At 48.5% G+C, this 14,524-nt stretch carries 13 protein-coding genes; 10 read left to right on the top strand and 3 right to left on the bottom strand.

The genetic code is table 11. From position 1 onward, the window contains the following. The first annotated feature begins 11 nt into the window (after positions 1 to 11). The 10 genes from ilvN to IAQ59_RS05235 all read left to right on the top strand — a co-directional run bounded on the left by ilvN (position 12) and on the right by IAQ59_RS05235 (position 10,822). Complete coding sequence (gene ilvN, locus IAQ59_RS05280) at positions 12 to 509, top strand: acetolactate synthase small subunit (RefSeq protein WP_209329734.1); 498 nt, start codon at positions 12 to 14, stop codon at positions 507 to 509. Positions 510 to 536: 27 nt separating this feature from the next. Further along, complete coding sequence (ilvC, locus tag IAQ59_RS05275) at positions 537 to 1,580, top strand: ketol-acid reductoisomerase (RefSeq protein WP_209329733.1); 1,044 nt, start codon at positions 537 to 539, stop codon at positions 1,578 to 1,580. 6 nt (positions 1,581 to 1,586) lie between these two features. After that, complete coding sequence (locus IAQ59_RS05270) at positions 1,587 to 3,092, top strand: 2-isopropylmalate synthase (protein ID WP_209329732.1); 1,506 nt, start codon at positions 1,587 to 1,589, stop codon at positions 3,090 to 3,092. Between the two features lie 19 nt (positions 3,093 to 3,111). Beyond that, positions 3,112 to 4,518 (top strand): 3-isopropylmalate dehydratase large subunit, encoded by a 1,407-nt coding sequence (gene leuC / locus IAQ59_RS05265; protein WP_209329731.1) that lies wholly within the window; start codon positions 3,112 to 3,114, stop codon positions 4,516 to 4,518. Positions 4,519 to 4,533: 15 nt separating this feature from the next. Next, positions 4,534 to 5,127: a 3-isopropylmalate dehydratase small subunit gene (gene leuD / locus IAQ59_RS05260; RefSeq protein ID WP_209329730.1), complete on the top strand. Its 594-nt coding sequence runs from the start codon at positions 4,534 to 4,536 to the stop codon at positions 5,125 to 5,127. A gap of 69 nt (positions 5,128 to 5,196) precedes the next feature. Beyond that, positions 5,197 to 6,780, top strand: a complete 1,584-nt coding sequence (locus IAQ59_RS05255) for an alpha-isopropylmalate synthase regulatory domain-containing protein (protein ID WP_209329729.1) — start codon at positions 5,197 to 5,199, stop codon at positions 6,778 to 6,780. Further along, positions 6,749 to 7,816 carry a 3-isopropylmalate dehydrogenase gene (gene leuB, locus IAQ59_RS05250; RefSeq protein WP_209329728.1) on the top strand — a complete coding sequence of 356 codons (1,068 nt, stop codon included), beginning with the start codon at positions 6,749 to 6,751 and terminating at the stop codon, positions 7,814 to 7,816. The genes IAQ59_RS05255 and leuB overlap by 32 nt, the downstream gene beginning before the upstream one ends. 105 nt (positions 7,817 to 7,921) lie before the next feature. Beyond that, positions 7,922 to 8,863, top strand: a complete 942-nt coding sequence (locus IAQ59_RS05245) for an alpha/beta hydrolase (RefSeq protein ID WP_209329727.1) — start codon at positions 7,922 to 7,924, stop codon at positions 8,861 to 8,863. A gap of 192 nt (positions 8,864 to 9,055) precedes the next feature. Further along, positions 9,056 to 10,315 carry a hypothetical protein gene (locus IAQ59_RS05240; protein WP_209329726.1) on the top strand — a complete coding sequence of 420 codons (1,260 nt, stop codon included), beginning with the start codon at positions 9,056 to 9,058 and terminating at the stop codon, positions 10,313 to 10,315. 156 nt (positions 10,316 to 10,471) lie between these two features. After that, positions 10,472 to 10,822: a winged helix-turn-helix domain-containing protein gene (locus IAQ59_RS05235; RefSeq protein WP_209329725.1), complete on the top strand. Its 351-nt coding sequence runs from the start codon at positions 10,472 to 10,474 to the stop codon at positions 10,820 to 10,822. A 24-nt stretch (positions 10,823 to 10,846) separates the two neighbouring features. Here IAQ59_RS05235 and IAQ59_RS05230 read toward each other — a convergent pair whose 3' ends face one another. Genes IAQ59_RS05230 through IAQ59_RS05220 form a run of 3 tightly spaced genes read right to left on the bottom strand, consistent with a single transcriptional unit; the run spans position 10,847 to position 14,456 of the window. Further along, complete coding sequence (locus IAQ59_RS05230; RefSeq protein WP_245189444.1) at positions 10,847 to 11,368, bottom strand: molybdopterin-dependent oxidoreductase; 522 nt, start codon at positions 11,366 to 11,368, stop codon at positions 10,847 to 10,849. Then, the gene (locus tag IAQ59_RS05225) at positions 11,365 to 12,462 is read right to left on the bottom strand and encodes a cytochrome-c peroxidase (protein WP_209329724.1); all 1,098 of its coding nucleotides are present in this window, start codon (positions 12,460 to 12,462) and stop codon (positions 11,365 to 11,367) included. Before IAQ59_RS05225 ends, IAQ59_RS05230 begins: the two co-directional genes overlap by 4 nt. Beyond that, on the bottom strand, positions 12,459 to 14,456 hold the full coding sequence (locus IAQ59_RS05220; RefSeq protein ID WP_209329723.1) for a TonB-dependent receptor plug domain-containing protein: 1,998 nt from the start codon (positions 14,454 to 14,456) through the stop codon (positions 12,459 to 12,461). The genes IAQ59_RS05225 and IAQ59_RS05220 overlap by 4 nt, the downstream gene beginning before the upstream one ends. Positions 14,457 to 14,524 lie beyond the last annotated feature (68 nt).

Below are 14,524 nucleotides of genomic sequence, written 5' to 3'. Positions count from 1 at the left end.
ATTACCCAATTATGAAGCGATATACGATTTCTGTTTTTACAGAGAACTTCATCGGTATTCTCAGCCGAATCACGATGATCTTTACCCGGAGGGGAATTAATATAGATGGATTCACCGCCTCGGAGAGCCGTGAGGAAGGGATCTACCGGATCACCATAGAAGTGACCACTACCGAAGCGCAGATTATTCAGCTTTCCAAGCAGATAGACAAGATTATTGATGTAATCAAAGCCTTTTATTACGTGGACGATCAGATGGTTTTTCAGGAGATTGCCCTCTACAAGATACCTACCCACAGTTTGGAGCCCGGTTTGGAAAAAGTAATCCGACAATACAATGCCCGTATAATTTCCGCCGAAAAGGATTTCGTAGTGGTGGAGCTTACCGGTCATAAGGAAGACACACAAGAACTCCTTGAAGTCCTAAAGGACTTCAATGTATTGGAATTTGTACGCTCGGGTCGCGTGGCAGTGGCCAAACCCATGGAGACAATCGATAAATATTTATAAACACCAAACAAATTTTACTATACAATTATGAAACTGAAATTCGGTACAGTTGAAGAAAATGTGGTTACCCGGGAGGAATTTCCTCTTGACAAAGCAAAGGAAATTTTGAAAGATGAGGTCATTGCCGTGTTGGGTTATGGCGTGCAGGGTCCTGGTCAAGCCTTAAACTTGAAAGACAATGGCTTTAACGTGATCGTTGGTCAGCGTAAAGACTCTAAAACATGGGACAAAGCAGTTGCAGATGGCTGGGTGCCCGGCGAGACACTTTTTGACTTGGAAGAAGCTTGTGAAAAAGGTACTATTCTTCAGTTTTTGTTGTCCGATGCAGGACAGATTTCCCTTTGGCCTACGGTGAAAAAACACCTTACTCCTGGTAAGGCGCTTTATTTTTCTCATGGGTTTGGTATCACCTACAAAGATCAGACGGGCATCGTGCCTCCTGCGGATGTGGATGTGATTTTGGTGGCTCCTAAGGGATCCGGTACTTCCCTGAGAAGGATGTTTGTAGAGGGGCGTGGCCTGAACTCTTCCTATGCGATCTACCAAGATGCTACGGGACGTGCAAAGGATCGCGTAGTCGCCTTGGGTATCGGCGTAGGTTCCGGTTACCTGTTTGAAACCGACTTCTACAGAGAAGTGACTTCCGATCTTACCGGTGAAAGAGGTACGTTAATGGGAGCAATCCAGGGAATCTTTGCAGCGCAATACGAAGTGTTGCGGGCAAATGGCCACACGCCTTCAGAGGCTTTTAATGAAACTGTAGAGGAGTTGACCCAAAGTTTGATGCCTCTTGTAGCTGAAAACGGTATGGATTGGATGTATGCCAACTGTTCGACCACAGCGCAGCGTGGAGCATTGGACTGGTGGAAGCCTTTTAGAGACGCTACCAAGCCCGTGTTTGAGCAGCTCTATAATAGCGTCAAGACCGGTCAAGAAGCAGCCAAATCCATCGAGTCCAATAGCAAGTCGGATTACAGGGTGAAATTGGAAGAGGAGTTGAAGGAATTGAGGGAATCAGAAATGTGGCAGGCAGGAGCCGTTGTCCGCAAGTTGAGACCGGAGAATAACTAACTAACTATGGCAGATAAGCTTTGGATATTTGATACGACCCTAAGGGATGGGGAGCAGGTTCCCGGTTGCCAGTTAAACACCGCGGAGAAAATCACTGTAGCCCAAGCCTTGGAAGCGCTGGGGGTGGATGTATTGGAAGCAGGTTTTCCGATATCCAGTCCTGGAGATTTCAATTCGGTCATGGAAATATCAAAGGCAGTATCTAATCCTATTATTTGCGCTCTTTCAAGAGCGGTTGAAAAGGATATACAGGTAGCCGCAGATTCCTTAAAATATGCCAAGCGTGGAAGAATTCACACGGGGATAGGGGTCTCCGGCTACCATATTCAACACAAACTCCGCAGCACGCCGGAGGCCGTGATGGAGCGTGCTGTGAAGGCCGTGAAGTTTGCTCGGAATCTGGTAGAGGAAGTGGAGTTTTACGCAGAGGACGCCGGAAGGGCAGATCCAGACTACCTGGTTCGGATGGTTGAAGCGGTGATTGCTGCTGGCGCCCGGGTAGTAAACATACCAGATACAACCGGCTACTGCCTGCCGGAACAGTATGGAGCGATCATAAGGCTGTTAAAAGAGCAGGTTTCCAATATAGATCAAGCGATCATTGCAACTCATTGCCACAACGACCTAGGGCTCGCGACAGCCAACACGCTGGCAGGGGTTATGAACGGTGCGCGTCAGGTGGAAGTGACCATGAATGGAATCGGCGAAAGGGCCGGCAACACCTCCCTGGAGGAAGTCGTAATGGCTATCAAGAGCCACAAGGAGATACCAGTGACTACCGGTATTGTCACCCAACGAATATACGAAACCAGCCGGATTATTTCCAAGCTGATGAACATGCCCATACAGCCCAACAAGGCGATTGTGGGGAGAAATGCCTTTGCCCATTCCTCCGGAATACACCAAGATGGGGTATTGAAAAACCGGGAGAACTATGAAATCATCGACCCCAAAGAGGTGGGGGTGGAGGATTCCTCCATTGTACTTACTGCGCGCAGTGGCAGGGCGGCCCTCAAGCACCACTTGGGTTTACTTGGATTTCCCATGGAAGGCAGTGAACTGGATGAGGTGTACGAACGTTTTTTGGTATTAGCGGATAGTAAACGCGATATTGGCAGAAAGGAATTGCTGTCCCTAATGGGTGAGCACATGGATCATTCGGCCCTGATTACCCTAGAAGAGGTGGCCTATCAGGGTGCGGAAGGCAAGGAGGCAAGTGCTTCCATCACCCTTTCCTTGGGTGGATCCCGACGCCATGGAGCGGCATCAGGAAACGGACCGGTGGATGCCGTGATAAAATCCATCAAGCAGGTGATCCCGCACCAAGTGATCTTGGACGAATTTTTGATTCAAGCCATGACCAAGGGAAGTGATGACACCTGTAAAGTACACATGAGACTAATGAGTGAAGGAAAGCCCTATCACGGCTTTGCCTCCGAAACCGATATCGTACTGGCCTCGGCCAAGGCATTTGTAGATGCCTTAAACAAGCTGCCGGTAAAGCAAAAATGAGTAAACAGTAGTAAGCAGAATGGAAAAGAAAACCTTATTTGATAAGATTTGGGATGCCCACGTGGTGAAATCAATCCCAAATGGTCCCGATGTCTTTTTTATAGACAAGCACTTTATTCACGAAGTGACCAGCCCCGTGGCTTTCCTTAACCTGGAGCAACGTGGCGTGCCGGTATTGTATCCCGAGAGGACCATTGCGACTCCCGACCACAACGTTCCTACGGTAGATCAGGACAAGACCATCAAGGATAAGCTCTCCCGTATGCAGGTGGATAAGCTGCGCGAGAACTGCAAGAAATATGGCATAGAACTGCATGATTTGGGTACAGATCATCACGGTATTGTACACGTAATCGGTCCCGAGCTTGGCGTGACTCAGCCCGGAATGACCATTGTCTGTGGAGACAGCCATACTTCTACCCACGGTGCCTTTGGTACCATCGCATTCGGGATCGGTACATCAGAGGTGGAAATGGTCCTTGCGACGCAGTGTATCATGCAGGCCAAGCCAAAAAAGATGCGCATCACGGTAGACGGTGAACTTGGCAAGGGTGTTACCTCCAAGGATATCATCTTGTACATCATCTCTAAAATCTCTGCGAGTGGAGGAACTGGCTACTTTATCGAATATGCCGGAAGTGCCATCCGAAACCTGAGTATGGAAGCCAGGATGACCATCTGTAACATGAGCATCGAAATGGGTGCCAGAGGAGGTCTCATAGCACCGGATGATACCACGTTTAACTACCTGGAGGGCAAACAATATGTTCCAAAGGGCGAAGACTGGGACAAAGCGGTTGCCAACTGGAAGACCCTTAAAACCGACGAGGGTGCAGTATTTGACTTGGAGTATCACTACGACGCTGCCGATATCGAGCCTATGATCACCTACGGTACCAATCCAGGCATGGGAATTAAGGTAAAGGACATTATTCCAACCACAGAAGGAATGGATGGCAGTACTAAGAAGACCTATTTGAAGTCCTTGGACTATATGGGATTCAACCCCGGTGACCCAATCAAAGGGAAAAAGGTGGACTATGTCTTTGTAGGGAGTTGTACCAACGGCCGAATCGAAGACATCCGGTCGGTAGCCCAATTTGTAAAAGGAAAGAAGAAGGCAGATAATATCACCGCTTGGATTGTACCGGGTTCGCGGGAAGTAGAGAAGAAGGCCATCGAAGAAGGTTTGGTTGCCATCTTGGAAGAGGCTGGATTCAAATTGAGGCAGCCGGGTTGTTCTGCCTGTCTGGCGATGAACGACGACAAGATTCCTTCTGGAAAATATGCCGTTTCTACTTCGAACCGCAATTTCGAAGGACGTCAAGGTCCTGGTGCACGTACTTTACTGGCCAGCCCGTTGACTGTGGCTGCCGTGGCGATTGCTGGGGAAATTGCTGACCCACGTGAAATATTTGATAACTGATAACGACTTTGCATCATGGCTTACGATAAATTTAATGTGCTTACCAGCCGAGTAGTGCCCCTGCCTACCGAAAATGTGGACACGGATCAAATCATTCCCGCTAGGTTTCTAAAAGCAACCGAGAGAAAGGGATTCGGAGACAATCTCTTCAGGGATTGGCGCTACGACAGCGACGGGAATCCCAAAAAGGATTTTGTCCTGAATGATCCCACGTATGAGGGGAAAATTCTGGTTGCAGGTAAAAACTTTGGATCTGGTTCCAGCAGGGAACACGCCGTATGGGCTATTTATGATTACGGGTTTCGCTGTGTGGTTTCTTCATTTTTTGCCGATATCTTTAAGAATAATTGCCTGAACATCGGTGTACTCCCTGTTACGGTGTCACCGGAATTTGCGGAGGAAATGTTTGCAGAGGTGGAAAAGGATCCTCAAACACAAGTTCGTGTAGATATCGACGCGCAAACGATCACGATAGTGAGTAGCGGAAGATCAGAGTCATTCGATATCAATGACTACAAGAAGGAAAACATGAAAAACGGATTCGACGACATTGATTACTTGTTGAACTTGAAGCAAGAGGTCGCCGAGTTTGCAGCAAGTCGTCCCTAGTACGGAGAGGCCTCCCGGTCGTTCCGTTCGGGTAAATCACTTAGTTTCTTTACTTACTAAATACTGTTGATGAGTGGTCAGAAGAAAATAGAAATCATGGATACTACCCTGAGGGATGGAGAACAAACCTCAGGGGTTTCCTTTTTACCTTCAGAGAAACTTCAGATAGCCAAGTTGCTATTGGAAGAACTTAAGGTGGACAGGATAGAAGTAGCATCTGCCAGGGTTTCGGAGGGGGAGTTGGAGGGAGTAAAGAAAATCACTCGTTGGGCCAAGGAGAAGAAGTTTTTGGGTAGGGTGGAAGTATTGGGATTTGTGGATACGCCCAAGTCGGTTGACTGGATTGTAGAAGCAGGCGCCAAAGTGCTGAACCTGTTGACAAAAGGGTCACTGAATCACCTGACCCACCAATTGAAAAAGACTCCCGAGGAGCACTTTCAAGAAATTGAAAAGTGCATATCCTACGCCGCCAGTCATGGGCTAGAAGTGAACGTCTACCTGGAGGACTGGAGCAATGGCATGCGGAATTCGGAGACCTACACCCTGGATCTGATCCATTTTCTTTCCACCCTACCGGTCCGCCGCATCATGCTTCCGGATACCTTGGGACTGCTGCAGCCAGAGGAAGTGAAAACGTTCTTGGACCTTATTACAGGCAAGTTCCCGAAAGTGCATTTTGATTTCCATGCGCATAACGACTACGACCTTTCCGTGGCCAATGTGCTACAGGCGGTGAAAAGTGGCGCCAAAGGCATCCACACCACGGTCAACGGTTTGGGCGAACGAACCGGCAATGCTCCTTTGGAGTCGGTAGTGGCCGTAATCAAGGATTTTACTGACTTAACGCTTTCGGTAAAGGAGAATAAGATATATCGGATCAGTAAGCTGGTAGAACAGTTTTCCGGCCTGCATATCCCGGCAAACAAGCCGGTAGTGGGCGAAAACGTATTTACACAGACTGCAGGAATCCACGCAGACGGAGATAACAAGAAGAACCTGTATTTTAGTGACTTGCTGCCCGAGCGTTTTGGCAGAACCCGAAAGTACGCACTCGGCAAGACATCCGGAAAAGCCAATATCCTGAAAAATTTACAGGAATTGGGTATTTCCCTGGAGCCGGACGAGTTGGCAAGGGTGACTCAACGAATCATCGAATTGGGGGATAAGAAGGAGCGGGTCACCACGGAAGACTTGCCTTATATCATCGCAGATGTGTTACAAAATAACAGCATCAAAAATGATATCAGTATCGATGGGTACCACATGGTGCATTCCAAGGGTCTGAAGCCATCTGTGCAGCTTCGGATGAAGGTTTACGACGAATTTTACGAACAGAATGCGTCCGGAGACGGTCAGTACGATTCGTTTATGAAAGCGCTAAAAAAGATTTACAAGGCGCTGAAAAAGGAGCTTCCGAAGTTGACAGACTTTCATATCTCCATTCCGCCCGGTGGAAAGACAGATGCCTTTGTGGAGTGTGTAATTACCTGGGATTACGGAAAAATCTTCAAAACCAAAGGGTTGGATAGCGATCAGACCATTGCAGCTATGAAGGCCACCGAGAAAATGCTCAACATCATTGAACAATTAAACAAAACCAAATCAGTAAAAAAGAATACCTATGGAAATGAATATAGCCCTATTACCTGGTGACGGTATAGGACCTGAGGTTGTAGACCAAGCGGTAAAGGTGGTCAACGCCGTAGCGAAGAAGTTCGGACATCAGATTACCTTTGAAAAAGCGCTTACCGGTGCAGCGGCCATTGATGCAGTGGGTTTGCCCTACCCGGACGAAACCCATGAGGTGTGCCTTCGCTCAGATGCCGTGCTTTTTGGTGCCATCGGTGATCCCAAATACGATAACGACCCTTCGGCCAAAGTGCGTCCTGAGCAAGGATTGCTTCTTATGCGAAAGAAGCTGGGGCTGTTTGCCAACGTACGTCCTACCTTTACATTTCCATCTTTAATAGACAAATCGCCCCTTAAGCGTGACCGCATAGAAGGCACAGACCTTGTCTTCCTTCGGGAGCTGACGGGAGGTATTTACTTCGGTGAGCCTCGTGGCCGTAACGAGCAGGGCGATAGGGCATTCGACACCTGCGTATACAATGTATTCGAAATAGAACGTTTGGCGCGAATGGGCTTCGAGTTTGCCCGTAAACGTCGTAAGCTGCTTACTTGTGTAGACAAAGCAAACGTGTTGGCGACTTCGCGATTGTGGAGGGAGACCGTACAGCGACTTGCACCGGAGTACCCAGACGTGAAGGTGGAGTATGAGTTTGTGGATGCCGTAGCCATGAGGCTTATCCAATGGCCAAAGTCGTATGACGTGCTGATCACCGAAAACCTGTTTGGCGACATCCTTACCGACGAAGCTTCGGTCATCAGCGGTTCCATGGGCTTGATGCCTTCTGCCTCTCTTGGTTCTGATATCAAGCTTTTTGAGCCGATACATGGATCCTATCCGCAGGCGGCTGGTAAGAACATAGCCAATCCATTGGCGACGGTGCTATCGGCGTCGATGATGTTTGAGTATGCATTTGACCTACAGGAAGAAGCAAATCTGATCTCAGAAGTGGTAAACCGATCCATTGAGGAAGGCATTGTAACCGAGGACCTGGCTGGAGACGGCAAGGCCTATAAGACTTCCGAGGTGGGTGACTGGCTCGCCGATCAGATCGCAAAATAAATGACCCTAAAAGGCCGGTAGAGATACCGGCTTTTTTTCTTAATAGACATTATCTTTTCGGGTTAAATACGTATTTTTAACACGTAACCTATTAAACCCCTTATCATGACCAACACATCCTTACTAAAGGCCTCGGTTTATGTTTTGGCCTTGTTTGTTTTTTCTGTCGGCACACTGCATGCGCAAGACGGCACCATTTATCCACTTGATAATCCGGAGGAGCCCAACGCCATTCCGTTAGGTACAGGCGGGGTAGAAAACCAACCCGCCCAGGAAACCTGGTTTCGCCAATGGGGAGATCCCATGGCCCGTAACATCACCAAGGCTACCTTAACTCCTTTTTTGCCGGATCCAGCGAAAGCAACCGGAGCAGCAGTAATCGTAGCACCGGGGGGTGGCTTTCGTTGGTTGTCCATGGGCAACGAAGGCTGGGAGGTGGCAGAGGCATTGAGGGAGCAGGGTATTGCGGCTTTTGTACTGAAATACCGGTTGTTTCCCACCCCGGAGTCATTTGATGAGTTTTCCGATTGGATGAACAGACCACGTACCCCCGCACCACCCGCCGAAGGAGCATCATCCAGTAATTCAGCACCAAGGCCTCCTCAGATGGATCTTTCCAATCAGCTTTCCGATGCCGAAGCTGCGTATAAAATGATCATTGACCGTGCAGAAGAATGGGGTGTGGATACTGATCGTATTGGAATGATCGGATTCTCCGCAGGTGCAGGCTTGACGATGCACTCGACGCTGCACTCTAAAACCATGAAGCTCGCTTTTATTGGTCCCATATATGGCGGCATGGGGCCGGTGGAAGTGCCCGAAAATGCCCCTCCCATGTTTAATGTCATCGCTACGGACGATTTTTTGTTCAGAGGACAATTCGGAGTGGTCGAATCTTGGTACAAGGCGGGCATACCGGTGGAATTCCATCTCTATCAAAATGGGGGGCATGGATTTGGTTTAGGCAATCCCAATCGCACGAGCAATCGCTGGTTTGCCGCTTTTATACACTGGGTGCAGGTGAATGGGTTTTTAGCGTCGAGGTAGCGTGAAGCATAGCCATATCTTTTCAACGCATAGGCAGGTTTGTGTGGATTGATTCACCCTGTAATTAATCTTTCGGAAATAGGCAGGGGATCACCTTCTTAAACGGGCTGGATAAATAGTCACTATTTTTTTTGCAACAAAGATGCAAATGCAATAATATTGCATAAAAATAGTAAAACAATTTATCCTTTTATGAAGAAAATTAATCTACTACTACTCGCCTGCCTAGGTTTCGTTGGGACTTCCTGCCAAGATACCGTAGACCCAGTTATACACGATGAAGAAGGTTATGCTGAATTGGAAAGCGAATGGATTAGACTGACCGCTTGGGAAACAAACGGCAGTATCCGTATGATCAATCCGGTGAAGAATGAAGTCTCGAGCCCGTCCGTATCACCATTTACAGAGGGCGCGGCGAATTACCTGTCTTCCTCCGGCCGTTATGTAATCTCTATTGAAAGACAGCAGGGCAATGTTAGGTTTTTTGATACGGGTATAGAAAACCATGGCGATCATGGTCACGAGTATTCGCCTAAATGGCTCGATGCGGTCGTGCAAGCGCCACTCCCAACGCATTTTTCGGCAACAAACGGTCAGGTTATCATATTTAATGATGGAGATGGCAGTGTGGTCGTTGCCAGGGAATCCACGATGGAGACCCCTACGTTTCAGCCGCTGCACATTTCTGATTTGGGTAATGGAGTCCATCATGGTGCCGCTACTTGGTTGATAGGCAACAAATACGCCGTCACCTACAAGGATGAAGCGGTGCCGGGAGCGCTGCCACAGTCCATCAAGCTTGTTAACGCGCAGGGAGAGGTAGTAGCCGAGAACGAGGAAGCGGTCGTAACGGGCATCCATGGAGATGCCTCCAATGGAAGGTTTGCTGCGTTTGGTTCTACCGATGGTATTTTGGTGGCCAGTCAAAACAATGAAATCAAGTTGATCCCGAATCCTTCGACTCTTTCCCCTACCTCTGGCAATTGGATCGGAACCATTAAAACCCATGATGCGATTGATGTTTTTTATGGTTATGCAAGGAATCATGGTGTTTTTGAGGTTAATCCTTCTACCAATTCGGTTCGGAAAATAGTGGATGCTCCTAGCTTAAAATCATATTTCCTTAGTTCTGGAGGAGGATATTTGATAGTGCACACCGCAGAGGACGAAGTAAAGGTTTTTGATACGGCTACCAGCTCGGAAATGAGGAGCCAAAGCATTGCTGCCGCAGGGGATATTGAAGGAACAGTGCTGAGAAAAGAGATGCCTACGCTGGAGTTGTATCGGCTTATGAACGAGCCTAGCCCTGTGTTAGCTGCATCGGAGGGGTTCCTATATATACTCAAGCCGGATAGGACAACTATTCAGATTTTGGATATTCAAACACTGAATGAGGTTTCTAAATTAGAGCTAGATTCACCCATTCATACTATGATGCGAGCCGGATTCTAGCGTTGAGGATTTTTTACTTTCCAACTTTTTGCGGGAGCTCTAATATCTATCGGTGCTCCCGCAGTATTTTTTGTTTTTAAATCCCAATTCCCATCCTATTAGAATTTTTTTGCTTAGGAAACCGAGGCTTTTACCTAGTTTATCTTACTTTTAAGTATGGAGGAAAAAAGGTTGAAATGCCGCTTATGGCTTGAGATTGACGGTAAGCGGTTTTTTGGTCCCGGAAGAGATCAGTTGCTAAAGGGGATAGAGGAGCTGGGATCGTTATCAAGCGCCGCCAAACAGATGGGTATGTCCTATAAGAAGGCCTGGGACATGATCCAAGACCTCAATTCCCGAGGCCCCCAACCGTTTGTTACCTTTCATAAGGGCGGAGCAAAAGGGGGAAGCGCAGAGCTAACCGAGTTCGGGAGACGGTTTTTGAGCCGTTATGAAGTGATCGTCTCAGAAATGTCCGCTTATAAAGCCACCTGGGAAAATAAACTTATCAGCATGTGGTCCGAGTAATCCGTAAATTAAACGTTTATTGGCCTAGTTTGCAGGAGCAAACCTAACCTCCAAACTCACCAATTCCCTGATCCAACGAGCTGACCGTTTATCTTGGGGTACCACCAGTCGAAAGGGCCCGGTACCCGCAGGCAGAGGTTGGCCATTTAACTCGTACACCAATAATATCCGTTCATTGGTAAATTCGGGATCGATTTCGGGTAGGGAAAAGAGAACCTCGTAACCGTCGCGGGCTTTGGCGATCAGGTATTTGACCAAATTTTCGCCCCGAAGATCGCCCCCCAAACTCACCCCCGCCCGATAGAGCACATCAACGAGGGCTACTCCGGTGTAGATAGCCTCTGTGCCGTTACGTTCGGTAGTGGTGTGGGTGAATTTTTCAAATGTGGAAAGATCTTCTATGCGCAGACTTAAGGGGGTCTGCACCTCTCCACCCACGATTACGACGGCACCGCTTTGTTGGACGAAGGCTGCTTTCGATGGAATCAACATCAGCATAGAAATGGGCAATAGCCACCATGCGGAGGCTTTTAGCTGTTTGTTCATGGTGTGTGGGGATTTGAAAATGAAGGATTGGTAATAAACAACGAATCGGTCAGCAGATGAAGAAAGGCGATGATGTCCTTTTTTTCCTGGTCGTGGAGCTTTAGTCCCAATCGCCCGGGGTCATTGCCAACCTCCCGTATAAAGGGACTCACCTGATCGTTTGGTTGGATGCTTTCGCTATAGTGGTCAAGTACCTCGTCTAATGTGGCAAAGCGTCCATCGTGCATGTAGGGAGCCGTAAGGGCGATATTACGCAGGGTAGGAACCCGAAATCGGCCTTTATCCAGGGCGTCACCGGTGACCGAAATCCTGCCCGGATCATCCGGTGTTGGGGCGAGACCGTTGTCGTGAAACAGTTCCTTGAACATTTTGGGAGTACCGTGGCAATGTGCACAGTTGGCTCCACGTATGGCCCTGTCAGGTTGGGGCATGGTCATAAAGAGTTCCATGCCGCGTTGTTCCTGAGGGCTAAGCCGATAGTTTCCGTTTAGGTAGGCATCGTAGGGCGAGCCTGCAGAAATCAACGTTCGCTGAAATTGAGCCAAAGCCTTCAAGATTCCGTCCGGACTGATTTCCCTACTTCCAAAGGCCCGTTCGAACGCAATAGGGTACGTGGGGACAGTGCTGAGTTTGCGAACCGACATTTCCAAAGACTGTCCCATTTCATCCGGGTGAGTTAGTGGAAAAAGCGCTTGTTTCTCCAATCCGTTGACACGCCCGTCCCAAAAAAGGTTGTTGACCCATAGGAGATTGGCCAGCGACATGGCATTTCTTTGGGTAGTTTTTCCATTGGTGCCCACGCTTTTTGGCGAGGGGTCTGCGAAGGCATTCGCCTGTTGGTGGCAGGACGCACAGGATCGGTTGTTATTTGACGATAGCAGGGGTTCATAAAATAACATCCTACCAAGTTCCACGCCTTCCACCGTAGTGGGGTTGTCTGCGGGTATCGTATATCGGCTTCCAAAATAGGATGGATGATCCAATCGGAGAGGGGTGGCGGTATAGGTGGTACGGAATGCGGGAAGCAGGATGAAACTCCCCGCCCCTGCCACTATGAGTGCAAGCCGGATGATGTTCCTTGAGAAAGGGCTCATTCTTTGTTCATTGTAAATGCCAGATTCAAAAAGAAATTACGGCCCGGTTCGGGAAATCCCTCCACCAAGGCATAGTGGCTATCCAATAGGTTATTGACTCCTCCTTCTATGGAGATAGCCCCGGATAGCTGATAAGCCATGCGGGTGTTTACCAAGGCAAAAGCGTCTGCAGTGGCTCCATAAGATGTGCTGTACCTTCGGCTGTTGTATTCCATATTTGTGAGGAGGTTCCACTTTCGTTGGAAGGTTATATCGCCAAACAGCAAAATCTTGTTAGTTGGAACGTCGGTAAATCGAATTTCGGGCGAGGTAATGTTTCTCCGAGAAAGATAGGTGTAGTTTGCCCCAATTTGAATCTGCTGGGTGAGTTTTTGTGTCAGGTTTGCTTCTAGGCCCATAAACCGGGCCTTGCCGGCATTTTGAAGCTGGAACAAGCCGGGCTCCACATCATCCACGCGCTGAATGATATCGGCGATATCGCTTCGGAAAAGGCTGGTAGAAAAGCTGAATGAGGAGGCAATGGAGCCGGAGTAGGTTAGGTCATAGTTCACCGCATGCTCGGCATGGAGGGATGGATTGGGAATAGCTGATCCAAGGCGGAATGAGTAGCGGTCTTTGATGGTAGCGAAGCGGGTTCGCCGGGAAATACTGGCATCAAGGGAGTGTCCATTGGCTAGCTGGGCGAAGAATCCGATCTGTGCATTCAGTGCTTGATTGGATTTGTTTGGAAAAAACATAAAGGAATCATTCTGCCGGTCGAAGTTTTTCGCTTCGGTACTTGCACGGGAATTAAAGGCTAACCCCGGAACGATCGAAAGGGCCGGGGTAATCGCATAGGGAGTCTCCAGGGCGATGGAGTAGGTGTTGTCTGAGAACACGCTTTGGGGTTCGCCCAGATTGTTTTCCCGATGCACATCCCGTTTCAAATGCCCGCCTAGATTCATGGTTAATTTTTCGGATAGGCTGGTCACAGTTTCCAGGTTAGCTCCGACGGTGTAGTCATCGTAATAGCTTTGAAACGCAAAGGGCCTATTTTGGGTCGTATAGGTGGCATCATCGAAGCTAAAGAGGGAGTTATCAAAGGTGTCGTAATAAATCCTGGACTTTAGCTGAGTGGAGGAGGTAATGGCTGTTTTTGAGATAAGGTATAGGCTTTCTTTATCCCAGTTGGGCCACCGCCAGTAGCGGGTCATGATACGGCTATCCGCACCTACATAGGGAGGTGTGCCTTTTTCTCCCCGCAGGAGTGCATAGCCGATGGCGTATTCATCCGTTTGATTCGGAGTAAATCCGATTTTGGCGCTTGCGCGGAAGTCATTTCGGTAGGAATTATCCCTTCGCCCCTCCACGGTTTGTTCTTTCAATGCATAGTTTCCGGAAAGAGGAAAGTGTTCCTGTGTGATTTGGGAAATGCCCAATTGCAGGTAATAGCGCTCCGAGGCGGTGCCGACATTGAGGTTCCACTGGCGGCCATTACCGCTAAAAACCCCAACCCGGGCGTCCAGGTCAAGCCGATTCGTTGGGCGCCTGGAGATTAGGTTAATTGCTCCGCCCATGTTATTGGCTCCATAGAGGAGGGAGCTAAATCCCTTCGAAACCTGGATTTGGGCGAGATCAAACGTAGTGAATCGGCCCATGTCGACATAGCCGTCGTAAGGAACATAGACGGGTACCCCGTCCAAAAAAACAGGGACTTGCCGAAGGTCAAACCCACGTACAAACACCACCGATTCATTTCTAGGGCCGATATTCGCCAATGTCACGCCAGAGAGTAGGTTGAGGGCGTGCGATACCTCAGTACGATTAAACTTAGCCATCGTAGCTGCTGTGATGTGCAAGGAACTGTCGGATTTGGCGGCTAAAACAGTCACCTCTCCCAACGAAAAAATCAAATTACCTTTTTTGACTTGTGTGTAAGATGAATCTTGCTGTCCGTAGGACGTATAGCTAATGGCCATCCAAAGGATAGCAAGAGAAGCACCTACTGTTCGCAACTTTCGATATATATTTGAATACATATCGAAATATACGGCATATCAGGGCATTTTGCCTATAGGTAGCG

Origin of the sequence: Lunatimonas salinarum, assembly GCF_017811155.1 — a bacterium.
Taxonomy (GTDB): domain Bacteria; phylum Bacteroidota; class Bacteroidia; order Cytophagales; family Cyclobacteriaceae; genus Lunatimonas; species Lunatimonas salinarum.
Note: the sequence above shows the minus strand (reverse complement) of the source record. Positions and strands in the feature narration are given on the sequence as shown.